Source organism: Comamonas sp. A7-5 (genome assembly GCF_039581385.1).
Lineage (GTDB): Bacteria > Pseudomonadota > Gammaproteobacteria > Burkholderiales > Burkholderiaceae_C > Comamonas > Comamonas thiooxydans.
The window spans coordinates 543,933-569,663 of record NZ_JBCPWO010000002.1 but is presented as its reverse complement, the minus strand read 5'-3'; the positions used below and the strand labels follow the sequence as shown (position 1 = coordinate 569,663).

Here is a 25,731-nt window from a genome sequence, read left to right as displayed (position 1 = left end):
CACTTGAATCATCGCACAGTGATGATTCCCGAGCCCCCAGGCTCAGAACAGAGATGCGGTATAGGGATCCGAATGCTTGACCGAGGTCAAACCATGAGGTCTGAGCAGCAGTTCGCGAGCCGCAGGATCGTGGGCGCTGGCCTGCCAGAGCTGCTCGGCAATCAGGCCCGAGACCTTGACCCCCAGCAGCCTGATGCGCTTGCCAAGCGGCACGCGCTTGAGGCATTGGCCCGCGGCCAGGCGGATGGCCGCCGCATCCTGTATCGGCAGGTTCAGAGTCTGGTCCCGCGTGGCAATCCTGAAATCGTCATAGCGCAGCTTGATGCCCACGGTGCGCCCCACATAGCCCTTGCGCTGCAGATCCTCGGCCAGACGCTCGCACAGGTCCGTGAAGATCGCACCCAGTTCGGCCTTGTCGCGCACGGCATGCAGATCGCGCTCGAAGGTGGTCTCGCGACTCATGGACACCGGCTCGCTCTCGGTCACCACGGCGCGTTCGTCCTGCCCCCAGGCCGACTCGTGCAGCCAGTGGCCATAGCTTTTGCCAAACCAGTGCAGCAGCTGCGGCAGGCTTTGCGCGGCCAGGTCGCCAATGGTTTCTATGCCCAGGCTCTTGAGCTTGGCATCGGCCTTGGGTCCTATGCCGTTGACCTTGCGGCAGGCCAGCGGCCAGATCCGGCTTTGCAGATCTTCGGGCTGGACGACGGAGATGCCGTTGGGCTTGTTGAACTCGCTGGCCATCTTGGCCAGCAGCTTGTTGGGCGCCACGCCCACCGAGCAGGTCAGGCCCGTGGCGTCGAAGATGGATTTCTGGATCAGCCGGGCCAGCACGCGTCCGCCTTCACGCTGGCCGCCGGGCACGTCGGTGAAGTCGATGTAGACCTCGTCCACGCCGCGGTTCTCCATCAGCGGAGCAATCGACACGATGATCTCTTTGAAGGCCCGGGAAAAGCGCCTGTACTCGGTAAAGTCCACGGGCAGAAGAATCGCCTGCGGGCACAGCCTGGCGGCCTTCATCATGCCCATGGCCGAGCCCACGCCGAACTGCCGCGCCGGATAGGTGGCCGTGGTGATCACGCCGCGCCCTGTGTAATCGCGCAGCAGCGGAAAGTCCGCCACCGGGATCTCGGACAACGGCCGCCCCGCATGGCGCGCCAGCAGCTCCTCGTCAAAGCTGCGCCGCCCGCCGCCGATCACCACCGGCAGCCCCTTGAGCTGCGGGTAGCGCAGCAGCTCCACGGAGGCGTAGAACGCATCCATGTCCAGATGCGCGATGCGCCTGGGCCGGGAATCGGGGCTGGTGGGAAGATCGCTCACAGTGCCGATTTTGCCTGCGCTGGCAAGAGACGGCAGCCATGCATTAAACAAGCACACATGCACCTGAAAACAGCAAGCAGCGGCATGACCTCATGCCCTGCATCCTTCCCCCCTCCCGCACAGAGAAGAGGAAGACTCAAACCGCCTCAGGACGAAACCTTGCCCTGCTTGATGTCTTCGAGCTCGTCAAAGCGCATATCGGCATAGCTGACCCAGGTCTTGCGCTTGACCAGCCAGTAACCCAGCCAGAACAGCAGGAACAGCGGAATGCCCAGATAGGTCGAGACCACGCCGCCCCAATCGATGCGATCTTCCAGGAAGGCCTGGTAGTTCTGGCCCAGCGTCACCACCAGACACAGCACAAAGGCAAAGATGGGACCGAAGGGGAAGGCGCCGGCCTTGTAGGGCAGCAGGCCCACATCGTGGCCGTGCATGACATAGCCGCGACGGAAGCGGTAGTGGCTGACGGCAATGCCCAGCCAGACGATGAACTCCGTCATGCCGGCCAGATTCAGCAGCCAGATATAGACGGCCTGCGGGCTGTAGAGCGAGGAAAACAGACACAGGCTGGCGACCAGCGTGCTGCCGATCAAGGCCACCAGCGGCACGCCGTTCTGGGTCAGCCGGGAGAAGATGCGCGGCGCATTGCCCTCGGTCGCCATGTTGTAGAGCATGCGCGTGGCCGCATACATGCCGGAGTTGCCGGCCGACAGCACCGAGGTCAGGATCACCGCATTCATCACCGTGGCCGCCGACAGCAGGCCCGCGTGCTGGAACACCAGCGTGAACGGACTCACCGCGATATCGGCCACATCGGTACGCAGCAGCTGCGGATCGGTATAGGGAATCAGAAAGCCGATGACGACAATGGCCAGCACATAGAACAGCAGGATGCGCCAGAACACCTGACGAATCGCACGCGGCACGTTCTCGCGCGGATTCTCGGATTCGCCTGCCGCAACGCCCACCAGCTCCGTGCCCTGGAAGGAATAGGCCACGATCATGGCCACGCCCACAAAGGTCGCGAAATTGCCGACGAATGGCGCATCGCCCGTGGTCCAGTTCTCGAAACCGGGTACATGGCCGTTGCTGATGATGCCGAACAGAATCAGCACGCCGGTGATCAGAAAGGCCACCACGGCCAGCACCTTGATCAGCGCGAACCAGTACTCGGCCTCGGCAAAGCCGCGCGCGGAAAACGCGTTCAGCCCCACCATCAGCAGCAGGAACAGGCCGCTCCAGATGATGCCTGGCACATCGGGAAACCAGTAGGCCATGACCAGTTGCGAGGCCACCAGGTCCACCGCCACCACCACAGCCCAGCTGAACCAGAAGTTCCAGCCCAGCGCAAAGCCGAAGCCTCGATCCACATAGCGCGAGGCATAGGTAGAGAAAGAGCCGGCCACAGGCATGAAGGCGGCCAGCTCGCCCAGGCTGGTCATGATGTAGTACACCATGATGCCGATGAGCAGATAGGTGAGCACGGCACCACCAGGGCCGATCTGGGCGATGGCCGAGCCGGAGGCCACGAACAGGCCCGTTCCGATGGCGCCGCCAATGGCAATCATGCTCAGGTGGCGCTGCTTGAGCACCCGGTGCAAGCGGGGCTGGTTATCGTCACCATCACCAGTCGGCGCGAGCTGCTGGCTTGAGTTGGGTTGGGACATAAATGTCTTGTTGTAATGGTTTGCGCCCATCCGGACAAAACACCCAACCATCCCGCAGGCGCTGCGACAGGCAACGCAAAAAGGCGACCATGACGGTCGCGGGCAACAAGGACAAAGGAACGAAGCCATGACAGCAGAACGCCATGGCGGATAGGCCAGTTGCATCCTGAATCGGCAGCCACCCCAGTCGGGCGCTTCAATGGCAAAGCGGTGATATCGCCGGGCCCATTGACAGGCAAAGACGATATTTTGCCCAAATCCACCGCAGGCCATGACCCGCTGTGCCAATGCAGGGGCTGACTCTGGGGCTGCTCAGGTGTACTTGACAGAGCTTACTGCTATGAATTTAGAAGCACACTGTGCTTTAATAAATTCATTTTCATAGACAAATAATCCATATTTCATTGAAGGATAAGCGGCAATCGCTATCAAATAGCGTGAACCCGACATGAGCAGCCATGGCTGGGCCCTGGCGCAGAAGTCTAGAAAACCCGTATATCCAGGCACCGCCGTTCTTCCTACATTTGCCCACAGGCTCTCAGCCCGGTGATGCCGAGAGAGACTGCAGCGCAAACTTGGCGTATGCAGCGCCGAAGGAGCAACCGCCCCGGAAACTCTCAGGCCAAAGGATCGGCATCGCTTTCACACACTCTGAAGAATGTCCGGACGTCATCGTCCGCCGGGCATACCGAAGGAGCAAGCGAGCAGCGCCGCAAGGCCCTGCCTCGTGAATCTCTCAGGTCCAGAACAGAGGGGGCGTCCGCTGCGCATGTTGCGCACGGGCTCCACCCTTGACGTTTCTGGAATCTGAATCATGAAGACAATCGCCGTCATCGGCGGTGGCATCACTGGCGTGACCACCGCCTACGCCCTCGCACGCCGCGGATTTTCCGTCACCCTGTTCGAGAAACAGCGCTATGCCGCCATGGAAACCTCGTTCGCCAATGGCGGCCAGCTCTCGGCCTCGAACGCCGAGGTCTGGACCCATTGGTCCACCATCGTCAAGGGCCTCAAGTGGATGCTCAAGAGCGATGCTCCACTGCTGCTCAACCCCAGGCCCAGCTGGCACAAGATTTCCTGGTTCTGCCAGTTTCTCGCTGCCATCCCCCATTACGAGAAAAACACCGTGGAAACCGCCAGGCTGGCGATTGCGGCACGCGAGCACCTGTTTGACTGGGCGGCCAGCGAAGGCATTGACTTCGATCTGAAGCAAAAAGGCATCTTGCATATCTACCGCGACCGAGCAGGCTTTGAACATGCGGGCAAGGTTTCCCGGTTGCTGGCCAAAGGCGGCCTGGAGCGCCGCGCCGTGACACCGCAGGAGATGCGCTCCATAGAGCCGACCCTCTCCGGAACCTTCTATGGCGGCTACTTCACCGAGAGCGACTCCACGGGAGACATCCACAAGTTCACCAGCGGCCTGGCTGCCGCCTGCGAACGACTGGGCGTGCAATGCCGCTACGGCCAGGAAATCGTGTCGGTGAACAGCAACGGCAAGCAGGCCAGCGTGACCGTGCGCCAGGGCCTGGAAACCGAGACCTCGACTTTCGACGCCATGGTGGTCTGCGCAGGCACGGCCAGCCGCGCCCTGGCCGCCCAGCTGGGCGACAGCGTCAACATCTATCCGGTCAAGGGCTATTCCATCACGGTCAATCTGCCGGACGAAGCCAGCCGCGCCGCAGCCCCTGTGGTGAGTCTGCTGGACGACGAGACCAAGCTGGTCACCAGCCGCCTCGGCGACGATCGCTTCCGAGTTGCCGGTACGGCGGAGTTCAACGGCTTCAACAAGGACATCCGCGCCGACCGCATCCGTCCACTCATCGAATGGGTGCAGCAATGCTTCCCCGGCGTCAGCACGCGCAGCGTCGTGCCCTGGGCGGGCCTGCGCCCCATGATGCCGGACATGCTGCCGCGCGTGGGCCCTGGCAACAAGCCCTGCGTGTTCTACAACACCGGCCACGGCCATCTGGGCTGGACCTTGTCCGCCGTCACCGCCGACATGGTCGGCGACCTCGTGCTGCAGTCCATGGGCAGCGCCAGCAGACAGCCCCGACCGGCCACGCTGAGCACCGCCAGCGCCTGACCACGACCTGAAAACCTCATCAACAAGCCAGACACGGTAGCCGCAGCGCCCCGTGAGGGGCAGCTGTTGCCGTGTGAATGGCAAAACGGAGACATACAACATGAGTCGAAATCATCCAAGCGCAGCCGGGGAGTCGCTGCAGCAGACAGGGGAGCTGGAGCGCGGCCTCAAGGACCGGCACATCCAGCTGATCGCCCTGGGCGGCGCCATTGGCGTGGGCCTGTTCCTGGGCTCGGCCAAGGCAATCCACAAGGCTGGTCCGCTGCTGCTGGTCAGCTACGCCATCGCGGGGCTGGCCATCTTCTTCATCATGCGGGCACTGGGCGAGTTGCTGGTGCACCGCCCGGTGGCCGGCTCTTTTGCCACCTATGCCGAAACCTATGTCAGCCCCTGGGCCGGGTTCGTCACCGGCTGGACCTACTGGTTCACCTGGGTGGTGACAGGCATGGCGGAGCTCACGGCCATAGGCATCTACACCCACTACTGGTTTCCGGCCATTCCGCAATGGGTTCCGGCGCTCGCCACGCTGGCCGTGCTGCTGGGCGTGAATCTGATTGCGGTCAAGGTCTTCGGCGAGCTGGAATTCTGGTTCGCGCTGATCAAGGTCGTGACCATTGTTGCCACGCTGGTTCTGGGTGTGGCCATCATCACCACGGGCTGGGGACCGCTGGGCCAGACGGCAAGCTTCACCAATCTCTGGTCGCATGGCGGCTTTGCGCCCGTGGGCATGGTGGGCGTGGTCTTCACCTTGCAGATAGCCTGCTTTGCCTATTCCGGCGTGGAGCTGATAGGCGTGACAGCCGGTGAAGCCGAGTCCCCCGAGAAAGTGCTGCCCCGTGCCACCAACAGCATCGTCTACCGCATTCTGATCTTCTATATCGGCGCCCTGATCGTCATCATGTCGCTGGTGCCCTGGAACGAACTCAGCCCCGACATGAGCCCCTTCGTCCATGTCTTCGACAAGCTGGGCATTCCTGCCGCAGCCGGCATCATCAACTTCGTGGTCATCACCGCCGCCGCCTCTTCGTGCAACAGCGGCATCTTCAGCACGGGCCGCATGCTCTACACGCTGGCGCAATTCAAACAGGCGCCCGCCAGGCTGGGCCGGGTCAATGCGCGCCATGTGCCTGCGGCCGGCCTTGTGCTGTCGGCGGCATTCATGCTGCTTGGCGTGGTGCTGAACTATCTGGTGCCCGAGGAGGCCTTCATCTACGTGACCAGCATTGCCACCATCGGCGCCGTGTGGACCTGGGGCATCATCGTCTTTGCCCATCTGCGCTATCGCCGCGCCGTCAGGCTGGGGCGTGCTGCTGCCGTGGCCTACCGCATGCCCGGCGCGCCGTTCACCAACTGGTTTGTGCTGGCCTTTCTGGCCGTGGTGCTGGTCTGCCTGTCGCTGGATGCCAGCACCCGCGTGGCGCTGTATATCGCGCCCCTGTGGTTTGCGCTGCTGACGATCGGCTACCGGCTCTACGCGGTCAAGCCCGAGCAGCGCCAACGCCTGGCGCAAGCGCAGCAGCAAGCCGCCTGAGGCGCAGCACAGCCGCGGTAGCATGCTATTGATTTAGAAGCTTCTTGCGCTTTTTCATAGTTCATTTCAAATGACTTTTAGCTTTGAAAATGAGACTAAACAAGCGCAGGAAGCTCTTGAAATCAGAGCTGCAGACAGATCAGCACCAGGCCCAGCATCATCAGCGCCATGCCCAGCTTTTCCGTCAATGAGAGCTTCTCGCTGAACACCTTGCGCGAGACGATATAGCTGAACACCACCTCCACCATGCCCAGGGTGCGCACGGCGGCCGCCCCCTGCATGGCATAGGCGGTGAACCAGGCCAGCGAGGCTGCAGCGCCCATGCTGCCGGCCAGCAGCGAGATGCGCCAGGCCTTGAAGATGGGGCGCAGGCCCTGTTCATGGGTTCTGGCAATCCAGGCGCTCATGACGACGGACTGCATGGCCTGCGCGATCAGCACGCCCCAGGCCCCCGACAACCAGGGCGAGCTCACTCCCAGTGTTGCGATCTCGACCGCGCCGCCGCGAAAGCCCACCGTGGCCAGCGCAAAACAGGCGCCGCAGATCAGCCCGTAGACCGAGGATTTGCTGGTCCAGGCCGAGAGCGTGAACAGTTGCCCGCGCGGCGGCAGCGACAGCATCAACACGCCCACCGTGGCCAGCACCATGGCCAGCAGCGCCAGCCGGGTCGGCAGCTCATGCAGGAACATGGCGGCAAACAGGGCCACCTGCAGGACCTCGGTCTTGGACAGCGTGACCGCCACGGCAAAGTTGCGTTCCTTCATGGCCATGAGCAAGGCAGCCGTGGCCGCAACCTGAAAGAAGGCACCAAGCGCGATCCAGCCCAGATACGCGGCGCTGAACTTCGGCAGCACCTGGGACGGATCGCCCAGACCATACAGCGCCAGCAGATAGATGGCAGCAAACGGCAAGCCATAGAGAAAGCGCACCAGCGTGGCTGGCAAGGTGCCGACCTGCGCCGTCAGCGAGCGCTGGGCCGTGTTGCGCACCGTCTGCGCCGCCGCCGCAAACAGCACCACTCCCACCCACAAATATTCCATTCCTATGCCCGGCATGAGACGCTTTCTTTTCTGTTAGCGCGCCAGCATAGCGCCGGCTGCCGGACGGTGCTGACGCGATTCGTGCAGTCCACCCGCTCAAGCCAAGGCGACGTGAAGCACGAACGGCTTCCGTTCTGATGACGAAGTCTCCACCCCGGAAAAATAACCTCAAATCCAGACCATTGCTGCGTCTTTAGCTACAATTTCTGCTGGGTGCCCGCCGCACGAGGTGGCGATGGCAGGTGAATGTTCATGCGCAGGTCGGGCCGCCAGCGCACCAGTCGTTTGCAGTGCAGACGGCACCAGCAGGCATTGCCTCAGGTGCCGCACGCCTTCAGCGTACGACTCAGACACCTACCGACACATGGACCCACAAACACTTGTGCAGGCCCCTGCGCCTTTTGCATCCCAAAATTCCCCCCGTGTTTCCGCACTGCAATCCGCGACCGAGCGCGTGCAGGCACAAATCTCGCACCTGCTGCATATCGAATCCTTTGCCGGCATGGTGCTCATGCTGGCCGCTGCGGCAGCCCTGATCTGGGCCAACTCCGGCGCGGCGCAAAGCTACTTTGCACTGTGGCATGCCCCCGTCGCGCTGACGCTTGGCCCATGGAGCTTCAGCACCGATCTGCATTTCATCGTCAACGATGTGCTGATGACGGTGTTCTTTCTGGTCGTGGGCATGGAGATCCGGCGCGAGCTGCACAACGGCGCGCTGGCCAGCCTGCGCCAGGCCAGTCTGCCGCTAATCGCTGCCATCGGCGGCGTGGCCGTGCCCGCACTCATCTACGTGGCCCTGGCGGGCAACGACAGGACGCTGCTCAACGGCTGGGCAATTCCGACGGCGACCGACATCGCGTTTGCCGTGGGCGTGCTGGCCCTGCTGGGCCGCAATATCCCGGGTGCACTGCGTATCTTCCTGCTGGCCCTGGCCATCATCGACGACATCGTGGCCGTGCTCATCATCGCCTTCTTCTACTCCGGCGGCCTGCAGGCCATGGGCTTTGTGGTTGCCGCAGCCGGCGTGCTGCTGGTGCTGCTGTTCAACCGCATGGGCATTGCCGCCGCGCCCCTGTATGTGCTGCCCGGAGCCATTCTCTGGTTCGGTCTGCTCAAGACCGGCGCTCATCCCACCCTGGCAGGTGTGGTGCTGGGTCTGATGACGCCTGTATTTGTACGCCCCGCTTCCATGCCGCTGCTGATCACGGCACAGACGGCCATGCGCAGGGCCGGCGAGCAGATGCTGAGCGGCCGGCCCGATCCGCAGCACCTGCTGCAGGAGTTGCGCACTGCCCAGCTCGCACAGCGCGACCTGCTGCCGCCTGCTCTGCGCCTGCCCATGATTCTTCATCCATGGGTGGCTTTTTGCATCATGCCCATCTTTGCGCTGGCCAATGCCGGTGTGCAGTTCTCGGGCATAGACCTGAGCGCAGCCGCACCGCAGACCACGGCCATGGCCGTGCTGGTGGCCCTGGTGCTGGGCAAGCCCCTGGGGGTCTTCATCTGCACCTGGCTGGCCGTCAAGAGCGGGCTGTGCAGCCTGCCCGAGGGCCTGAACTGGCGCGGTGTGCTGCTGGTGGGCCTGCTGGCCGGCATAGGTTTTACCATGTCCATCTTTGTCGGCGGTCTGGCCTTTGCGGATGCGAGCCTGCTGGGCGCGGCCAAGCTGGGCATTCTGGCCGGCTCGGCCATGGCAGCCTTGCTGGGGCTTGGTTATGGATTTGCCATGCGCAAGCGTTTCGAGCAGCCCTGAACGCCACGACACACCGCCGGAAAATCAAAAAGGTCAGTCCTGCAAAGGACTGACCTTTTTTCATGCCGCAGAACAATCAGCTCTGCTCGAAAGGTTTCGGGTAAGTGCCGGGCAACAGAATTTCTTTGCCGACCTGGTTGATATTGGTGTGCCCGCAGAAGGCCATGGTGGTATCGAGCTCCTTGTGAATGATCTGCAGCGCCTTGCTCACGCCGGCCTGGCCATAAGCACCCAGACCATAGAGGAAGCTGCGACCTATCATCGTGCCCTGCGCACCCAGTGCGCGGGCCTTGAGCACGTCCTGACCGCTGCGAATGCCGCCATCCATCCAGACTTCGATGTCCTTGCCCGCAGCCTCTGCAATCGATGGCAAGGCTGCAATCGAAGAAGGCGCGCCGTCAAGCTGACGGCCGCCATGGTTGCTGACCACCAGCGCGTCAGCACCGCTTTGTGCAGCCAGACGCGCATCTTCGGCATCCATCACACCCTTGAGAATGATCTTGCCGCCCCAGAGCTTCTTGATCCATTCCACATCGCTCCAGTTCAGTGACGGATCGAACTGATCTGCCGTCCAGGACGACAGCGAGGACACATCGCCCACACCATCCACATGGCCGACGATATTGCCGAAGCTGCGGCGCTTGGTACCCAGCATTCCCAGGCACCAGTGCGGCTTGGTCGCCAGATTGATGAGGTTTGCCAGCGTGGGCTTGGGCGGGGTGGACAGGCCGTTCTTGATGTCCTTGTGGCGCTGCCCAAGGATTTGCAGGTCCAGCGTCACCACCAGCGCCGAGCAGTTGGCCGCCTTGGCACGATTGATCAGGCGCTCCATGAAGGCCTTGTCGCGCATCACATAGAGCTGAAACCAGAACGGATGGCGATCGGTGTGCTCGGCTATGTCCTCCAGCGAACAGATGCTCATGGTGGACAGCGTGAACGGCACGCCAAAGGCCTTGGCGGCCTTGGCTCCAAGAATCTCGCCATCGGCATGCTGCATGCCGGTCAGGCCCGTGGGCGCAATCGCCACCGGCATGGCGACCTCCTCGCCGATCATGGTGGTGCGCGTGCTACGCCCTTCCATGTTCACGGCCACACGCTGACGCAGCTTGATGGTCTGGAACTCGTCTTCGTTGGCCCGATAGGTGCCCTGGGTGTAAGAGCCCGAATCGGCGTAGTCATAGAACATGCGCGGCACACGACGCTTGGCCACCACGCGCAGGTCTTCGATACAGGTGATTTTGGAAAGATCGCTCACGACTTCTAGCCTTGTAATTGGAGTTGAACCCGATGGTAGCCCTCATCGCCGTCATCGGCAGTTCACTATGGTTTGAAGTGATTTATGCCGGTTTTGAAATTTTCTTCAGCGAGGGAAAATCAAGGGCAAATGCTAGGTATGCAAGCCTATTCGCACAGCCACCATCCTTGTCCGCACAACAAACAGGAGACAAAAGAGATGGTTTGGCAACAGGTCTACGACCCTCTATCGAATATGTGGCTGTCCACATTGCTTGCGGCCATTCCGGTCGTGGTGATGCTGGTGGGCCTGGGCTTTCTACACATGAAGGCCCACCTGGCCGCAGGCGCGGGCCTGATTGCAGCGCTGCTGATTGCAGTCTTTGTCTACAACATGCCCGGCGAAATGGCGGGGCGTGCAGCCTTGTTCGGCGGCTTCACCGGCCTGCTGCCCATTGGCTGGATTGTGCTGAACATCATCTTCCTGCATCAGCTGACCGAGCAGAACGGCAGCTTCAAGGTGCTGCAGGACTCACTTTCCGGGATCACCGAAGACCGCCGCATCCAGTTGCTGCTGATTGCCTTTTCTTTCGGTGCCTTTTTCGAGGGCGCTGCCGGCTTCGGGACACCCGTGGCCGTGACGGCAGCCATCCTGATCGGCCTAGGCTTTTCTCCACTGGCGGCATCCGGTCTGTCACTGATCGCCAATACCGCACCCGTGGCCTTTGGCGCCCTGGGCACGCCCGTCATCACGCTGGCCAAGGTCCATGGCTACGATCTGATGGAAGTGACCGCCATGATCGGCCGCCAGCTGCCTTTCTTCTCGGTGCTGGTGCCGTTCTGGCTGATCTGGGCCTTTGCCGGTCGCAAGGGCATGATGGAGATCTGGCCCGCGATTCTGGTCACCGGCCTGTCGTTTGCCATTCCCCAGTATCTGGTCTCCAACTTCATCGGCCCAGAGCTGGTGGACATCATCGCGGCCATTGTTTCCATGGCCAGCCTGATCCTGTTCCTGCGCGTCTGGCAGCCCAAGAAGATCTGGACCTCGGCCTCGCTGCGCGGCAAGGATATCAGCGCCTCCGAAGTCAAGCCGCCACAGCCTGTGGCCAAGCACAGCAAGAGCGCGCTGATCGCCGCCTGGACACCCTGGATCATTCTCTCGGTGTTTGTCTTCATCTGGGGCCTGCCGCCGGTCAAGGCCTGGCTCAACAGCCTGTTTGCCCCCGCCTTCCCCATGACGGGCCTGCACAATCTGATCGAGAAAATGCCGCCCGTGGTGCCCCAGCCGACCAAGGAGGGTGCGGTCTACACGCTGAACCTGCTGTCTGCCACCGGAACCGCCATTCTGTTCTCGGCCATCGTCAGCGCCTTCGTCATGAAGTACAACCCGGTGACCATAGTGCGCACCTTCTTCAAGACCACCTGGCTGGTGCGCTACTCGCTGCTGACCATCGTGCTGATGCTGGCCCTGGGCACGCTGACACGCTACTCGGGCACAGACACCACCCTGGGCCTGGCCTTTGCCAACACAGGTGTGTTCTACCCCTTCTTCGGCACGCTGATGGGCTGGCTGGGCGTGGCGCTCACAGGCTCGGACACGGCATCCAACGTGCTGTTCGGCGGCATGCAGAAGGTCGCCGCCGACCAACTGGGCCTGTCCCCCAACCTCATGGGCGCCGCCAACAGCTCGGGCGGCGTGATGGGCAAGATGATCGACGCGCAATCCATCGTCGTGGCTTCGACCGCCACACGCTGGTTCAACCGCGAGGGCGACATCCTGCGCTACGTATTCTTCCACTCCATCGCCCTGGCCTGCCTGATGGGCCTGTTCGTCACCATGCAGGCCTATGTCTGGCCGTTCAAGCTGATGGTGAACTGAGCCCCCGAGCCGCTTTGCGGCTTGCCCTGACGGGACACCCTAAAGGGCCACACTGGCCCTTGCTCGGCATCTCTGGCCTGGGCCGCGGCAGTTTTCCACCGCGCATGTCCCTTTTCTCAACCCACCAGGTGGGCCCCCAGCAGCCGCAGCGCCTTCGGGCCTGCGGCTTTTTTGCGCCGTTTGCAGGGGATCAGCGTAACACCAATCCGCAAATTGGTATTACCAATCAATTGCTCAAAACAAGGGAAAACCACTAATTCATGACCAAAACCCCATTTCTATAATTCACCAAACCCGAAATCGCCACACATTGGTCATACCAATTTAGCAAGCGAAGCCGAACAAGACTGCATGACAGCGTCCGGCGCAGGGCGGCATGGTTGTTTAAAGAATTGACGGGGAAGCTTCTGGACGCTCAGGAGGGTTGCCCTCCCCGCATAAATCCAGGAGATCAAGGCAATGCAAGAAATCTGGTCGCAGAACTACGACCCCGCAGGCAATGTGTGGGTGTCGGCGCTGGTGGCGCTGATACCCATCATCTTTTTCTTTCTCGCGCTGACCAAGCTGCGCCTCAAGGGCTATGTGGCGGGCACCATCACGGTGGCGCTGTCCCTGGCCGTGGCGCTGCTCTTCTATCGCATGCCCGTGGCCAATGCGCTGGCAGCAGGCGTCTACGGCTTCTTCTACGGCCTGTGGCCGATTGCCTGGATCATTGTCGCGGCAGTCTTTCTCTACAAGGTCTCGGTCAAGACCGGACAGTTCGACATCATCCGCTCGTCGATTCTCTCGGTCACAGAAGACCAGCGCCTGCAGCTCATCCTGGTGGGCTTTTGCTTCGGTGCCTTCCTTGAGGGAGCCGCCGGCTTCGGCGCCCCCGTGGCCATCACGGCGGCGCTGCTGGTGGGCCTGGGTTTCAGGCCTCTGTATGCAGCCGGCCTGTGCCTGATCGGCAATACCGCCCCCGTGGCCTTCGGCGCCATGGGCATTCCCGTCATCGTGGCCGGTCAGGTCTCGGGCGTCGATGTCATGGCCATCAGCCAGATGGCCGGCCGCCAGTTGCCGTTCATGACCATCATCGTGCTGTTCTGGCTCATGGCCATCATGGACGGCTGGCGCGGCGTGAAGGAAACCTGGCCTGCGGTGCTGGTGGGCGGCGGCAGCTTTGCACTCGGACAGTTTCTGACGGCCAACTACATCGGCCCCGAACTGCCGGACATCACCTCGGCCATCTTCGCCCTGGTGACACTGACCACTTTCCTCAAGTTCTGGCAGCCCAAGCGCATCTTCCGCTTCGACACCGAGCCGGGCACAGCAAAGATCCAGACGACAGCCCCTGCCAAACTGACGACCGGCATGGTGATCAAGGCCTGGTCGCCCTTCATCATCCTCACGGCCATGGTGACCATCTGGAGCCTCAAGCCCTTCAAGGCGCTGTTCGCCTCGGGCGGTGCACTGTCCGGCACGGTCTTCAGCATTCCCGTGCCCATGCTGCACAATCTGGTGCAGAAAATGGCTCCCGTCGTCGCCGCGCCCACGCCCTATGGCGCGGTCTATTCCTTCAACTGGCTGTCGGCCACTGGAACCGCGATCCTGATCGCCGCCGTGCTCGCCATTCTTTTGCTGCGCCTCAAGCCAGCCGTGGCAGTCCAGACCCTGGGCGAGACCTTCAAGGAACTGGCCCTGCCCATCTACTCCATCGGCATGGTGCTGGCCTTTGCCTTCATCGCCAACTACTCCGGCCTGTCCACCACGCTGGCCATGGCGCTGGCCCATACGGGCAAGGCCTTTGCGTTCTTCTCGCCCTTCCTGGGCTGGGTCGGCGTGTTCCTCACGGGATCCGACACCTCGGCCAATGCGCTGTTCGGCGCCCTGCAGGCCACGACGGCCGCCCAGCTGGGGCTGCCCGAGGTTCTGGCCGTGACGGCCAACACCACTGGCGGTGTGACCGGCAAGATGATCTCGCCCCAGTCCATCGCCATTGCCTGCGCGGCCGTGGGCCTGGCCGGCAAGGAATCGGACCTGTTCCGCTTCACTGTCAAGCACAGCCTGGCCTTCCTGGTGCTGATCGGCATCATCTGCACGCTGCAGGCTTATGTGTTTCCGTGGATGATTCCCACCACCTGAAACTCCTGCCCGACCCCATGCCCGCCATCCGCCTGTCCGACCGCGTTGCCCAGCAGCTGCTGGAGCTGATCCAGAGCACCCAGCTCCAGAGCGGCGCAAAGCTGCCGACCGAGCGGGCGCTGGCCGAGCAGTTGGGGGTCTCGCGCACGGCGCTGCGCGAGGCCATACAGAAGCTGGCCAGCCGCGGCGTGCTCGAAAGCCGCGTGGGCGCCGGCACCTTTGTCGGCTCGCGCGTGCCGCTGTGGCACGAGCAGGCCGTCGCACCGCTGGAATCCTTGCTGCGCGACGACCCCCAGTATCGCTACGACGTGCTGGAAGCACGCCAGGCGCTGGAGCTCAGCACCGCCTGGTATGCGGCCCAGCGTGCCACCGACAAGGACAGGGACCGCATCCGCCGCTGCTTCGACGACATGCTGCGCCACCAGCAGGCGCGCGATGCCGCCAGCGCGGCCCGCTCCGATGCGCAGTTCCATCTGGCAATTGCCGAGGCTTCGCACAACGCCGTGCTGGTGCAGCTCATGGGCAGCCTCTTCGAGCTGGTGCTTGGCACCGTGGCCCAGAACCGGCGCCTGATGTTCGTGCATGATGATCTCTCGACGCTGGAGCATCTGACTGCGCAGCACCGCAATCTCATGCAGGCCATTGTCGACGGCGAGCCGGAGCAGGCCAGAAGCGCTATCGGCCAGCACCTGGCCTATGTTCACGAAAAGCTGTCCGAGTCGGATGCCGAGGCGGCCCGACGCAAGCGGCTGGATCGTTTCTCCTCTTCCTCCGCCATTTTTTCATGATCATCTCCTCTACCACCGACTACCGCGCGGCTGCGCAAAAGCGCCTGCCGCCCTTTCTATTCCACTACCTCGACGGCGGTGCCTATGCCGAGAAGACGCTGGCCCGCAATGTCGACGACCTGGCCGACGTGGCCCTGCGCCAGCGCGTGCTCAAGGACATGAGCCAGCTGGACACCAGCATCGAGCTGTTCGGCGAGAAGTTCTCGATTCCCGTGGCGCTGGCTCCCGTGGGGCTGACCGGAATGTTCGCCCGCCGTGGCGAAGTGCAGGCCGCCATGGCCGCTGATAAAAAGGGCATCCCCTTCACCATGTCCAGCGTCTCGGTCTGCCCCATCGAGGAAGTCGCGCCCAGGCTGGGCCGCCCGATGTGGTTCCAGCTCTATGTGCTCAAGGACCGGGGCTTCATGAAGAACGCGCTGGAGCGAGCCCAGGCCGCCGGCGTCTCCACCCTGGTCTTCACCGTGGACATGCCCGTGCCTGGCGCCCGCTACCGCGATGCGCATTCGGGCATGAGCGGCCCCAACGCCGCCATGCGCCGCTACCTGCAGGCCGTGACCCATCCGCACTGGGCCGTGGACGTGGGCCTGATGGGGCGCCCGCACACGCTGGGCAATATCTCCACCTACAAGGGCCAGAACGTCTCGCTTGAAGACTATATGGGCTATCTGGGCGCGAACTTCGACCCCTCGATCTCATGGTCGGACCTGGAGTGGATCCGTGACTTCTGGAAGGGTCCCATGCTCATCAAGGGCATTCTCGATCCCGAGGACGCCAGGGATGCGGTGCGCTTCGGCGCTGACGGCATCATCGTCTCCAACCACGGCGGGCGCCAGCTCGACGGCGTGCTCTCCTCGGCACGCGCCCTGCCTGCCATTGCCGATGCCGTCAAGGGCCAGATCAAGATCCTGGCCGACTCGGGCGTGCGCAACGGCCTGGACATCGTGCGCCTGCTGGCCCTTGGAGCAGACTGCACCATGATAGGCCGCGCCTTCGTCTACGCGCTGGCTGCAGAAGGCGAAGCCGGCGTGACCAACCTGCTGAACCTGCTCGAAAAGGAAATGCGCGTGGCCATGACGCTGACCAGTGTCAAGAAGGTCTCGGAGATCACTGGCGATCTGCTGGTACGGGACTGATCCCGCACAGGCTCCGGCCCAGGGCCGGGCCTTGCGGGCATCAGCGCGCCGCACCCTTCTGCCCCAGCCAGATGCCGCCCAGGACCAGGGCCACGCCCGCCATCTGCACGCTCGTCAGCGTCTGGTCCAGGAACACCCACCCCAGCAAAATCGCCGTCAGCGGACTCAGAAAACCCAGCGGCGCCACCATGCTCGGCTCCAGCCGGGCAATGCCGCGAAACCACAGTACATAGGTCAGCGCCGCGCCCACCAGACCCAGCCAGGCCAGTCCGATCAGATGGCCGGGCGTGGGCGCCGGAAAATCCGGTCCGGCCCACAGCGCCAGAGGCAGCAGCAATAGTCCGCCGGCCGTGAGCTGCCAGGCGGTAAAGGTCAGCAGCGGCACGGGCGGGCGCCACTTGCGCGTGAGCACCGTGCCGCAGGCCATGGAAAGCGCTGCTGCCAGGCCTGCCGCAATACCTGTCGCATCCAGCGCCACGCCGGGCGTGAGCACCAGCAGGGCCACGCCCGCCAGTCCGGCCAGGGCTGCGAGCACCGAGGCCGGCCGCAGCGCGCTGCCCAGCACCCAGGCCGCAAGAAACACCACCACCAGCGGCTGCACGGCCCCGACGGTGGCGGCCGCCCCTCCCGGCAGACGGTAGGCCGAGACGAACAGCATGCTCCAGAACACCGAGAAATTGAGCGCTCCCAGAATGAACACCCGCAGCCACCACGCGCCCTGCGGCAGGCGCCGTGCAAATGCCAGCAACAACAGGCCAGCGGGCAGCGCGCGCAGCAAGGCCACGGTCATCGCGGGCACCTGCGGCAGCAGCTGCGTGGTGACGATATAGCTGCTGCCCCAGATGGCGGGCGCCAGCCCTGTCAGCAGCAGATCCCATGCCCGGGTCTGCCCCGGTGTTCGCACCGCTTGCCGGGAGCTCATGCGAACTCCAGCACCTGCTCCAGCGGCCGGCGCGGCTTCTGCGGCCAGTTGCCGGCTGCTGCACGGCCCACGGTGACAAGCATCACCGGAACCTCCTCGCGCGCCAGACCGAAGCTCGATGTCACGCCTTCGGCGTCGAAGCCCGTCATCGCACAGGACGCCAGACCCATGGCCTGCGCCGCATGCATCAGCGTCATGGCGCCAAAGCTGGCCGAGCGCAGGGCCTCGTCGCGCACCGCCTGCGCGCTGGCGTACTGCTGCTGCGCGGCCTGCAGCCATCCCTGCGCCATGGCGGCAGGCATGAAGCCCCCGTCCACAAAGGGCTGCAGCCGTTCGGCCAGCGCCTCGGGGTCGGCCAGCACGCCGCAGACGATGAAGCAGACGGCCGCCTCCTGCACCTTGGCCTGATCCTGGGCCAGAGCGCGCAGCCTGGCTTTGGCTGCGGGCGTGCGCACGGCGATGAAGCGCCAGTTCTGAAGGTTGTAGGCCGTGGGTGCACGCGTGGCCAGTTGAACCAGCCGCGCTATCTCGGCATCGGCCAGGCTGTGGGAGTCATCGAAACGGTTGGCCGAGATGCGCTGCTCGATGAGGGTGAGCGTGGGATGAAGTGTCGTCATGGCACGACTGTAGATAATTCACCCCAAATTGATAATTGGCGATTATCAAAATAAACCATTCACCAGCAGAGAAGAATCACATGGACCGACTGACCGCCTTGCAAGTCTTTCATCGCATCGCGCAGTGCGGCAGCTTTGCCGAGGCGGGCCGCAGCCTGGGCCTGTCGCCGGCCGCGATCAGCAAGAACATCGCCGAGCTGGAGGCCCATGTGGGCACGCGCCTCATTCAGCGCACCACGCGGCGCATGGCGCTGACGGAAGAAGGCCGCCTGTATCTCGAGCATGTCACGCGGGCGCTCGATGCACTGGCCGATGCAGACTCGGCGCTATGCCCCTTCAAGGCCGCGCCCAGCGGCCTGCTCAAGGTCAGCGCACCCATGACATTCACGCTGACGCAGATGTCTTCCGCCATTCCCGCCTTCCTGGAGCGCTACCCCGAGCTGCAGCTGGACCTGCACCTGGACGACCGGCGCGTCGACATCGTGCGCGAAGGCTTCGATCTGGCCATACGCGGCAGTGACCGGCTCGAGGACTCCTCGCTGATCGCGCGTCCGCTGACAAGCATGTCGCATGTGCTGTGCGCCGCTCCCGGCTATTTCGAAAAGCGCGGCCGCCCGCACACGCCTGCCGATCTCAACGGCCTGGAGCACATACGCTTCAGTCTCTCGGGCCATGCGGATGCCTGGGAATTCGAGCAAGGCGGACGCATGGAGAGCGTGGCGGTCAACGCGCGCTATTCGGTGTCCTCAAGCCTGGCAGTGCGCGACGCACTGCGCGCGGGCTTTGGCGTCAGCCTGATCCCGCAGCCCTATGTCGAGGAAGACCTGCGCACGGGCCGGCTGCAGGCCGTCCTGGAGGACTGGAGCACGGTGAAGACCACGCTCTATGCGATTTATCCGTCGCGCCAGCATGTGACGCCCAAGCTGCGCGCGCTGCTGGACTTTCTGGTCGCGCAGTTCGATTCCGGCAACTGAGCGTCTGGCCGGTTCACCGGCCAGCCTTCAGCGCCGGCGTTGACTCTGGATCTGTTCCGGCCCGGCCACCAGGGCGCCGGCACCGCGCACCTCGAGCGCGATGCTGTCCAGCACCTTGCCGGAGGCATCGAGCAGCTCCAGCCTGTGACGCCCCGGCCAGGGCAGCCAGCCCAGCTGACTGCCGCGCCCCAGCTCGCGCTGCACTTCTCGCATCACGGGTTGGGCGTTCTTGTCTGCTGTGGCTGGCGCTCCATATTGCCGGGTCGCCAGCCGCCAGCGCAAGCTGCTGTCGCGCCAGTCCTGCTCGGCCGCCATGCCGGCCTGGCGCGCCACCAGCTGCACGCGCTGGCTGTCGGGCGGAATATCGGGGTCCAGCGCCAAAATGGTGCCATTGGCCGGGCGCGAGATACGCACAGCGGCCGCAGCCGCGGCACTGCCGGACTTGCTGGCTTTTTGCCTTGCAAGGTTTTTCTGTTCCGTGCCGCCAGCCACATGATCCATGGCAAACAGTGATTGCTCGGTCCCTGCCACAAACCATTCGCCGCGTGCACTTTCGATAGGCATGCCGCCGCTTGCCAACGCACCGAACTGCACTTGCTGCTGCAGCACGCCGACCGGAGCCCTGGGCGCGCGGCTGGACAGGTTGCGATGCAAGAAGCCCATGATATCGGCCCATATGGGCGCTGCGCCGCTGGTGCCGCTGACCGAATGCATGGCCTCGCCACCCGCATTGCCCACCCAGACGCCCACGGTGTAGCGCTCGGACCAGCCCACGGCCCAGTTGTCGCGCATATCCTTGCTGGTGCCGGTTTTCACGGCCGTCCAGAAGCGCGTGGCCAGCACGCTGTCCGTGCCGAACGTCGGGGCCCGCGCCATATTGTCGGAGAGAATGTCGCCCACGATAAAAGCTGCCCGCGCATCCAGTGCCTGCACCGCGTCGTCGCCGGTTTTGCCGCCGGCCTTGCGGCTTTCCGTCTGAGGCAAGGCCCAGCTCACGGGACGATATTGACCGCTATTGCCCAGTGCCCGATAGGCATTGGTCAGATTGAGCAGCGCGACCTCGCTGCTGCCCAGCGCCAGGCTGAAGCCGTAATAGCCCCCGCTTTCACGCAGCGGCAGACCCAGTTTTTTGAGCTGCTCGAAGAAGGCGTCGGGCGTGACCATGACCAGCGTGCGCACCGCAGGCACATTGAGCGAGGACGCCAGCGCCGTGCGCGCCGACACCCAGCCCTTGAAGCGCCGGTCGTAGTTCTGCGGAATGTAGAGGCCGTTCTGCGTGGGAATATGGGCCGATGAATCCTCGATCAGCGAGGCGGCCGTGATGCGCTTTTCGGCAATCGCCTGGGCGTAGAGAAACGGCTTGAGCGTGGAGCCGGGCTGACGCAGCGCAGTCACGCCATCGACCTCGGACGCCTGGCTCAGCGTTCCTGAGGAGCCCACCCAGGCCAGAATCTCGCCTGTTCGGTTGTCCAGCACCACGGTCGCACCATCTTCCACATTGCGGCCCTGCAGCTCGCGCAGATGCTGCTGCAGGCTGGCCACGGCAAAGCGCTGCAAGGGTGCGCTCAAGGTTGATCGCACCTGCTCCTGCCCCCTGTTCTGGGGCAGCGCCAGCCAGCGCCGTGCGAAATGCGGGGCCACGCCCTCGCTGGCCAGCCATTGACGCCGCTGCAGCACGCTGGAGGTGTAGAGCTGCATGGCCGAGCAATCCCTGGCCGCCACATCGTCGGGCACCATCACCTGCAGCACGCCGCAGGCACGCTGGGCCACCCGCTCCACCGAGGCATTGGGTGCCCGCACCAGGGCTGCGGCAATGGCGGCCTCGCGCGCGTCCAGCCCGTGTGCGGCCTTGCCGTACAGGCTTTGCGACAGCGCAGCGATACCCACGATCTCGCCGCGGAACGGCACCAAGTTCAGATAGGCCTCGAGAATCTGGTCCTTGCGCCAGCGCCTGTCCAGCACCTGGGCCGCCACAGCCTGCCCCACCTTCTGCACCACGCTGCGCCCACCCGGTCCCTGACGCCAGTCTCCATCCAGTAGACCGGCGAGCTGCATGGTGATGGTGCTCGCGCCGCGCGTGCGTGTGTTCCAGAGGTTGCCCCAGGCAGCTGCGGTGACGGCAGCCCAGTCCACGCCGCTGTGCTCGTAGAAACGCTTGTCCTCGCTGAGCACCAGGGCCGTGCGCAGTGCCGGCGAGACATCGGCCAGAGCCACCCAGGGTCCGCGGCGCACCGTGCTGTCGGTGCGCAAACGCTGCAGCACCTCGCCTTCGCGCGAAAGCAGCAGGGTCTCCGACGAGCGATGGTCGCTGCGCACCTCGTCATAGCTGGGCACGGCTTGGCTGCTGGCGGCAAGACCCAGCCACAAGGCGGCCGTCATGCCAACGGCTCGCCAGGACGGCTTCATTCTCGAGGGCTGGAAATACCGCTGCATGCCTTGTTTCATGTCTTTGTGCGCTGTTGAAAGTCAGCAGGCATTGTCCCAAAGATGGCATGGCAAACTGTCCGCTCAGACAAGCGGCAATAAAAAAGCGGCTTCAGCGAGCCGCTTTTTTCCGGAACCACCGCCTTTTTCTTCAGGCCGTGAACTTCTTGATCTTGAACGCCAGTATCACCATCAGCACGCCAAAGATGACGGCATAGGTCGCCAGCACCCACAGCATGGCCATCATGCCCGCGCCGGGTTGCATCAGCACGAAGATGCCGAAAAGCACCGAGAGCAGCCCCCCGAGCACCAGCACCCATTCGCCTTGAATTTCCTTGCGCAGACGCAGCGCCGCGACGATCTGCAGCACACCGGTCATCAAGGCCCAGACGCCGATATAGATAGTCAGAACCAGCGCAGTAATCGCAGGGTTGATGACCGTGAGCACCCCCACCACCACACCCGTCAGCCCCCACAGCAAAACCACCCACCAGTGGCGCGACTGCTGGCGGCTCTTGATGGCGGTGTAGATGCCTAGCAGGCCGTCGACAAACACATAGGCGCCAAACACCAGCACCAGCGCGGCGGCGGACGCCGCAGGCTGCATCCAGGTCAGCACGCCAAAGATGATGGCGGCGGCGCCGCGCAGCAACAGCACCCACCAGCTACGGTGCAACATGATGGACATGGACGGAATTTCTACAGGCATGAAGACTCCTCTCTTTTAGAACGTGTTTACGTTCTCAGGGTTTCACAACAGTGCGACTTGTGCAGCCACTCGTCTCTCGAATCCAGCTCCGACCCTTAGAACGTGTTTACGATCTCCTCGCGCCGCGACAGAGGGCTTTGCGGGATGGGATGCCAGGCGCGATACCGCAGCAATAGCCCTGCTATTGCGAGGATTCGCAACGCCGCAGACCGCCCGCAAAGACACTGTCCCGAAGGGTTGGAGCGCAATCGGGCGATTTCTGCACGCTGTCTCTTGCTTGCACCCCGGTGCAAGCGGCGAGCCATCGCTTCGAACTCATCCCGATTGCGCTCCAACGCGGCCGCGTAGAGATCATAAACACGTTCCAAAACAAGCTCAGCCCAGCGTCAACATCACAGGCTGGTGGTCAGACGCCTGTGTGGCGCTGTCGACACTCCAAGTGTGCACTCTCTGACACAAGCTGTCGCTGACCCATATCAAGTCACATGCCCCGGGCTCTGCCCCCCAGGTTCGATCCACCAGTCTGAAGGTCGGAGGCTGCGGTTGTCCGGGATACAGCACATCCCAGCTATTGCGCCACTGCCCGGCCTGCAGACAACCTTCCTCACCAGCAGCCCAAGGTGCGGACAGAACGGCATATTCGGGCTCGTGCGGCTCGAAGTTGAAATCCCCGCAAAGCACGGCATGGCGGGTATGCGGCTTGGTTTGATAGGGCGAGCCATCGTTGGCCGGCTGGGGCGGGGCATCGGCCAGCGCACAGGCCTGCATCTGCAGGGCACGCAGTGCGCCGGCCTGCGCCATGCGCTGAAGCGTCGAGAAATATTCGAGATGCGTGGTCATGATGCGCACCGGCCCCAGCGCCGCGTCATCGACCGTGACCACGGAACACATGCGCTGCATGCAGCGCATATCGGCTTCTGCCGGCATGGGCAGCAGATAGTGCTGAACCAGCAGCACCGGCAGCCGCGTGGCAATCAGATTGCCAAAACGCTGATGGCCCCGGGGCGTGAACTCATCGACCGATGCGCCAAAGAAAATCTGCCAGCCCGGCAACAGCGCCTTCAGCTCGGCCAACTGGTCGCCGGGCCTTCCTTGCAGATCGGGGTAGTTGACGGCGATTTCCTGCAGGCACAGCACATCCAGACCGCCGGACTGCTCGCCCATTTGCAGCGCGTGGCGCACGATGCGTTCCACACTGACCAGTCCATCCATGCCGCAGCACCATTGCACATTCCAGGTCAGGATATTCATCTTGTCGCGTCTTTCCAGATTGAAAGTGGCTGAAGCCCCGGCAGCCACCATTTTTACAGCAGCTGATCAGGCCAAGTTCTCGCGCAACTGGAACACATTGCCTTCCTTGTCCATGGCATTGCAGGCCGCAAAGCCAGGACCTTGCCAACGCTCGTCAAACACCTGTCCGCCCAGCGCCTGTGCAGCGCTTTCGGCTTCGGCAATCGCCGGCACGGTGACGAAGAACTTGAGCGCCACATCGGCACGGCGCTGCGGTGGCGTGCCGATCTTGACCCGCGCCGCAATCTCGGCAGGCAGGGCGTGAATCACCAGTTGCAGGGCTGCGGACTCCAGCACGATGACGTGCGCATCTTCATGCAGTCGCCGCATGCCCAAAACCCGCTCATAGAAGCCTGCCAGACTCTGGAAATCCTTGGCATAAATCAGCACACCAGCAGCAGCAGCGGGACCGAGCATCGTCAACTCCTCAAATGGTTTGACTGTATCCCAGTCACTTGATGCCTGCGCGCATGAAGCTTTGCACGAACTGGCGCTGGAACAGCAGGAATGCAATAAGCAGCGGCCCTGAAGTCATCAGTGTGGCGGCGCAGATAGTCGACCATTCCACGCCCGATTCCACGCTGGAGAAAACCTGCAGGCCCACGGTGAGCGGACGCGACTGCACGCTGTTGGTGATGATCAGAGGCCAGAGAAAATTATTCCAGTGAAAGCTCACCGAAACCAGCGCAAATGCCGTGTAGACCGGCCTGGCCAGCGGTACGTAGACACGCCAGAGAATCTGCAGCGTGCTGGCACCTTCCACGCGCGCAGCTTCGTCCAGCTCGCGGGGTATGCCCATAAAGGTCTGGCGCAGCAAAAAGATGGCAAAGGCCGAGGCGAAATACGGCAGACCTATGCCCGCCAGAGTATCGACCGCTCCCAGCCCGGACATGGTCTGATAGTTCGCCACCAGCAGAATGTCCGGCATGATCATCAGCTGTATCAGCACCAGCGCAAACGCCACATTGCTGCCGCGAAAGCGCAAGCGTGCAAAGGCAAATGCAGCCAGCGTGGACAGCAGCAGCTGCACCGCCAAAATCATGGCCACCAGCAAGATGGTGTTGAGAAAATAGCGCGCAAACGGCGCGGCTTCCCAGGCATGGCGGAAGTTCTGCAGCGTCCAGGGCGCGGACAGATCCAGGCGCGTGGACGCATCGGAGGGGTGAAACGCCGTCCAGACAGCATAGGCCAGCGGCAGCAGCCACAGCAGCGCCAACGTCCAGGCGGCCAGGGTGTCCAGCCATGAAGCGCCATAAAAGCTCACGCCCTGGCTCTCCCGGGCGCTCCTGCGCCCCGGCAGAAATGAAGCAGCTGTCATTGATAGTGCACCTTTTTGTCCAGCACAAAGAACTGGAACAGTGCCACGGCAGCCAGCACCACGACCAGCACCACGGTGATGGCCGCGGCATAGCCGGTGTCCCAGAACTTGAAGCCCACTTCGTAGAGGTGATAGAGCAGCAGCGTGGAGGCATTGTCCGGTCCGCCACGTGTGAGGATGAACACATGGTCCACGAGCCGGAAGGCATTGATCACGGCGTTGACCAGGATGAACAGCGTGGTCGGCATGAGCAGCGGCCACTGCACGCGGCGCAGGAAATACCAGCGCGATGCGCCTTCGATGACCGCTGCCTCCTTGAGGCTGGGGTTGAGCGTCTGCAGCGCGGCCAGATAGAAGATCATGAAAAAGCCGGCCTCCTTCCACACGGCCACCAGCGTGATGCAGGCCAGGGCCGTGGACGGATCGCCCAGCCAGTTGTGCGCGTCCAGGCCCAGTGCGCCGCGCAACTGCTCCAGCAGTCCGTACTGAGGCGTGTAGAAGAACAGCCAGATATTGGCCACGGCAATCATGGGCAGCACCGTGGGCGTGAAATAGGCCATGCGCAGCAAGGCCCGCCCCGCGAGCTTCTCGTTGACCCACAGCGCCATCAGCAAGGCTAGCCCCATGGACAGCGGAATGGTGGCAGCGGCAAACCAGAGGTTGTTGCGCACGGCCTGCCAGAACACGGGATCATCGACCATGAGCGCATAGTTTTCCAGCCCCACCCATTCGCCGGGCTGGCCGCCACGACCCGTGGCATGCAGGCTGTCGATCAACGTGGACAAGGCCGGCCAATGTGTAAAGCCCAACAGCAGCACCAGCGCCGGCATGAGCAGCAGCCAGGCATGCACGGCCTGCTTTCGCGCTGCGGCCTGCGCCAGCCTGCGGGCGGTCCTGGATGGCAAGGGCGCAGACATGACGCCCTTGCC

At 63.2% G+C, this 25,731-nt stretch carries 20 protein-coding genes and 1 riboswitch; of the genes, 8 read left to right on the top strand and 12 right to left on the bottom strand.

Annotated elements, in window-relative coordinates:
• Positions 1-42: 42 nt before the first annotated feature.
• Both dinB and AAIL67_RS05530 read right to left on the bottom strand, forming a co-directional pair.
• Positions 43-1,260 (bottom strand): DNA polymerase IV, encoded by a 1,218-nt coding sequence (dinB, locus tag AAIL67_RS05535; protein WP_343483551.1) that lies wholly within the window; start codon positions 1,258-1,260, stop codon positions 43-45.
• Between the two features lie 203 nt (positions 1,261-1,463).
• Positions 1,464-2,984, bottom strand: coding sequence for an amino acid permease (locus AAIL67_RS05530; protein WP_034378665.1), 1,521 nt, complete (start codon positions 2,982-2,984; stop codon positions 1,464-1,466).
• Positions 2,985-3,527: 543 nt separating this feature from the next.
• Positions 3,528-3,627: riboswitch (glycine riboswitch) on the top strand.
• 171 nt (positions 3,628-3,798) lie between these two features.
• On the opposite strand from AAIL67_RS05530, the gene AAIL67_RS05525 reads away from it, so the two are divergent.
• Entirely contained in the window at positions 3,799-5,067 is a 1,269-nt protein-coding gene (locus AAIL67_RS05525; RefSeq protein ID WP_343483540.1) for a D-amino acid dehydrogenase, read from the top strand.
• A gap of 100 nt (positions 5,068-5,167) precedes the next feature.
• Positions 5,168-6,598 carry an amino acid permease gene (locus AAIL67_RS05520; protein ID WP_343483539.1) on the top strand — a complete coding sequence of 477 codons (1,431 nt, stop codon included), beginning with the start codon at positions 5,168-5,170 and terminating at the stop codon, positions 6,596-6,598.
• Between the two features lie 122 nt (positions 6,599-6,720).
• Here the strand turns inward: AAIL67_RS05520 and AAIL67_RS05515 are convergent, their stop codons facing one another.
• Positions 6,721-7,653: a DMT family transporter gene (locus tag AAIL67_RS05515; protein WP_343483538.1), complete on the bottom strand. Its 933-nt coding sequence runs from the start codon at positions 7,651-7,653 to the stop codon at positions 6,721-6,723.
• Between the two features lie 349 nt (positions 7,654-8,002).
• Between AAIL67_RS05515 and nhaA the strand changes: the two genes are divergently transcribed.
• A complete protein-coding gene (gene nhaA / locus AAIL67_RS05510) occupies positions 8,003-9,391 on the top strand; it encodes a Na+/H+ antiporter NhaA (protein WP_343483537.1) in 1,389 nt (462 codons plus the stop codon).
• Positions 9,392-9,467: 76 nt separating this feature from the next.
• On the opposite strand, the gene AAIL67_RS05505 is transcribed toward nhaA, so the two are convergent.
• The gene (locus tag AAIL67_RS05505) at positions 9,468-10,646 is read right to left on the bottom strand and encodes an alpha-hydroxy acid oxidase (RefSeq protein WP_343483536.1); all 1,179 of its coding nucleotides are present in this window, start codon (positions 10,644-10,646) and stop codon (positions 9,468-9,470) included.
• 198 nt (positions 10,647-10,844) lie between these two features.
• Here AAIL67_RS05505 and AAIL67_RS05500 point away from each other — a divergent pair, with 198 nt between their 5' ends.
• The 4 genes from AAIL67_RS05500 to lldD all read left to right on the top strand — a co-directional run bounded on the left by AAIL67_RS05500 (position 10,845) and on the right by lldD (position 16,548).
• Complete coding sequence (locus tag AAIL67_RS05500; RefSeq protein ID WP_012837244.1) at positions 10,845-12,503, top strand: L-lactate permease; 1,659 nt, start codon at positions 10,845-10,847, stop codon at positions 12,501-12,503.
• Between the two features lie 459 nt (positions 12,504-12,962).
• Positions 12,963-14,627, top strand: a complete 1,665-nt coding sequence (lldP, locus tag AAIL67_RS05495) for an L-lactate permease (RefSeq protein WP_343483535.1) — start codon at positions 12,963-12,965, stop codon at positions 14,625-14,627.
• 17 nt (positions 14,628-14,644) lie between these two features.
• Positions 14,645-15,415: a transcriptional regulator LldR gene (gene lldR, locus AAIL67_RS05490; protein WP_003076706.1), complete on the top strand. Its 771-nt coding sequence runs from the start codon at positions 14,645-14,647 to the stop codon at positions 15,413-15,415.
• A complete protein-coding gene (lldD, locus tag AAIL67_RS05485) occupies positions 15,412-16,548 on the top strand; it encodes an FMN-dependent L-lactate dehydrogenase LldD (protein ID WP_034353288.1) in 1,137 nt (378 codons plus the stop codon). The genes lldR and lldD overlap by 4 nt, the downstream gene beginning before the upstream one ends.
• 40 nt (positions 16,549-16,588) lie before the next feature.
• Here the strand turns inward: lldD and AAIL67_RS05480 are convergent, their stop codons facing one another.
• Together AAIL67_RS05480 and AAIL67_RS05475 are read right to left on the bottom strand one after the other, a co-directional pair.
• Complete coding sequence (locus AAIL67_RS05480) at positions 16,589-17,470, bottom strand: EamA family transporter (RefSeq protein WP_343483534.1); 882 nt, start codon at positions 17,468-17,470, stop codon at positions 16,589-16,591.
• Positions 17,467-18,087 carry a nitroreductase family protein gene (locus tag AAIL67_RS05475; protein ID WP_012837239.1) on the bottom strand — a complete coding sequence of 207 codons (621 nt, stop codon included), beginning with the start codon at positions 18,085-18,087 and terminating at the stop codon, positions 17,467-17,469. Before AAIL67_RS05475 ends, AAIL67_RS05480 begins: the two co-directional genes overlap by 4 nt.
• A gap of 80 nt (positions 18,088-18,167) precedes the next feature.
• Here AAIL67_RS05475 and AAIL67_RS05470 point away from each other — a divergent pair, with 80 nt between their 5' ends.
• Positions 18,168-19,061 carry a LysR family transcriptional regulator gene (locus AAIL67_RS05470; protein WP_343483533.1) on the top strand — a complete coding sequence of 298 codons (894 nt, stop codon included), beginning with the start codon at positions 18,168-18,170 and terminating at the stop codon, positions 19,059-19,061.
• Between the two features lie 27 nt (positions 19,062-19,088).
• Here the strand turns inward: AAIL67_RS05470 and pbpC are convergent, their stop codons facing one another.
• From pbpC to AAIL67_RS05440, 6 genes are all read right to left on the bottom strand, one after another.
• Positions 19,089-21,440 (bottom strand): penicillin-binding protein 1C, encoded by a 2,352-nt coding sequence (pbpC, locus tag AAIL67_RS05465; protein WP_343483532.1) that lies wholly within the window; start codon positions 21,438-21,440, stop codon positions 19,089-19,091.
• Between the two features lie 196 nt (positions 21,441-21,636).
• Positions 21,637-22,194: a DUF308 domain-containing protein gene (locus tag AAIL67_RS05460; RefSeq protein ID WP_012837236.1), complete on the bottom strand. Its 558-nt coding sequence runs from the start codon at positions 22,192-22,194 to the stop codon at positions 21,637-21,639.
• Between the two features lie 375 nt (positions 22,195-22,569).
• Positions 22,570-23,445: an endonuclease/exonuclease/phosphatase family protein gene (locus AAIL67_RS05455; protein WP_343483531.1), complete on the bottom strand. Its 876-nt coding sequence runs from the start codon at positions 23,443-23,445 to the stop codon at positions 22,570-22,572.
• 66 nt (positions 23,446-23,511) lie between these two features.
• Entirely contained in the window at positions 23,512-23,901 is a 390-nt protein-coding gene (locus AAIL67_RS05450; protein WP_343483530.1) for a VOC family protein, read from the bottom strand.
• A 34-nt stretch (positions 23,902-23,935) separates the two neighbouring features.
• Positions 23,936-24,802, bottom strand: a complete 867-nt coding sequence (locus AAIL67_RS05445) for a carbohydrate ABC transporter permease (protein WP_034378648.1) — start codon at positions 24,800-24,802, stop codon at positions 23,936-23,938.
• Complete coding sequence (locus AAIL67_RS05440) at positions 24,799-25,719, bottom strand: sugar ABC transporter permease (RefSeq protein ID WP_343483529.1); 921 nt, start codon at positions 25,717-25,719, stop codon at positions 24,799-24,801. Before AAIL67_RS05440 ends, AAIL67_RS05445 begins: the two co-directional genes overlap by 4 nt.
• Positions 25,720-25,731 lie beyond the last annotated feature (12 nt).

Excerpts from the sequence above, each read along its gene's own strand:
- AAIL67_RS05480 (WP_343483534.1), bottom strand. The coding sequence starts at position 17,470 with ATGAGCTCCCGGCAAGCGGTGCGAACACCGGGGCAGACCCGGGCATGG.
- AAIL67_RS05460 (WP_012837236.1), bottom strand. The coding sequence starts at position 22,194 with ATGCCTGTAGAAATTCCGTCCATGTCCATCATGTTGCACCGTAGCTGG.
- AAIL67_RS05530 (WP_034378665.1), bottom strand. The coding sequence starts at position 2,984 with ATGTCCCAACCCAACTCAAGCCAGCAGCTCGCGCCGACTGGTGATGGT.
- AAIL67_RS05455 (WP_343483531.1), bottom strand. The coding sequence starts at position 23,445 with ATGAATATCCTGACCTGGAATGTGCAATGGTGCTGCGGCATGGATGGA.
- pbpC (WP_343483532.1), bottom strand. The coding sequence starts at position 21,440 with ATGACGGCCGCCTTGTGGCTGGGTCTTGCCGCCAGCAGCCAAGCCGTG.
- AAIL67_RS05470 (WP_343483533.1), top strand. The coding sequence starts at position 18,168 with ATGGACCGACTGACCGCCTTGCAAGTCTTTCATCGCATCGCGCAGTGC.
- AAIL67_RS05500 (WP_012837244.1), top strand. The coding sequence starts at position 10,845 with ATGGTTTGGCAACAGGTCTACGACCCTCTATCGAATATGTGGCTGTCC.
- AAIL67_RS05520 (WP_343483539.1), top strand. The coding sequence starts at position 5,168 with ATGAGTCGAAATCATCCAAGCGCAGCCGGGGAGTCGCTGCAGCAGACA.
- AAIL67_RS05445 (WP_034378648.1), bottom strand. The coding sequence starts at position 24,802 with ATGACAGCTGCTTCATTTCTGCCGGGGCGCAGGAGCGCCCGGGAGAGC.
- AAIL67_RS05440 (WP_343483529.1), bottom strand. The coding sequence starts at position 25,719 with ATGTCTGCGCCCTTGCCATCCAGGACCGCCCGCAGGCTGGCGCAGGCC.
- dinB (WP_343483551.1), bottom strand. The coding sequence starts at position 1,260 with ATGGATGCGTTCTACGCCTCCGTGGAGCTGCTGCGCTACCCGCAGCTC.
- AAIL67_RS05515 (WP_343483538.1), bottom strand. The coding sequence starts at position 7,653 with ATGCCGGGCATAGGAATGGAATATTTGTGGGTGGGAGTGGTGCTGTTT.
- nhaA (WP_343483537.1), top strand. The coding sequence starts at position 8,003 with ATGGACCCACAAACACTTGTGCAGGCCCCTGCGCCTTTTGCATCCCAA.
- AAIL67_RS05450 (WP_343483530.1), bottom strand. The coding sequence starts at position 23,901 with ATGCTCGGTCCCGCTGCTGCTGCTGGTGTGCTGATTTATGCCAAGGAT.
- AAIL67_RS05475 (WP_012837239.1), bottom strand. The coding sequence starts at position 18,087 with ATGACGACACTTCATCCCACGCTCACCCTCATCGAGCAGCGCATCTCG.
- lldD (WP_034353288.1), top strand. The coding sequence starts at position 15,412 with ATGATCATCTCCTCTACCACCGACTACCGCGCGGCTGCGCAAAAGCGC.
- AAIL67_RS05525 (WP_343483540.1), top strand. The coding sequence starts at position 3,799 with ATGAAGACAATCGCCGTCATCGGCGGTGGCATCACTGGCGTGACCACC.
- lldP (WP_343483535.1), top strand. The coding sequence starts at position 12,963 with ATGCAAGAAATCTGGTCGCAGAACTACGACCCCGCAGGCAATGTGTGG.
- lldR (WP_003076706.1), top strand. The coding sequence starts at position 14,645 with ATGCCCGCCATCCGCCTGTCCGACCGCGTTGCCCAGCAGCTGCTGGAG.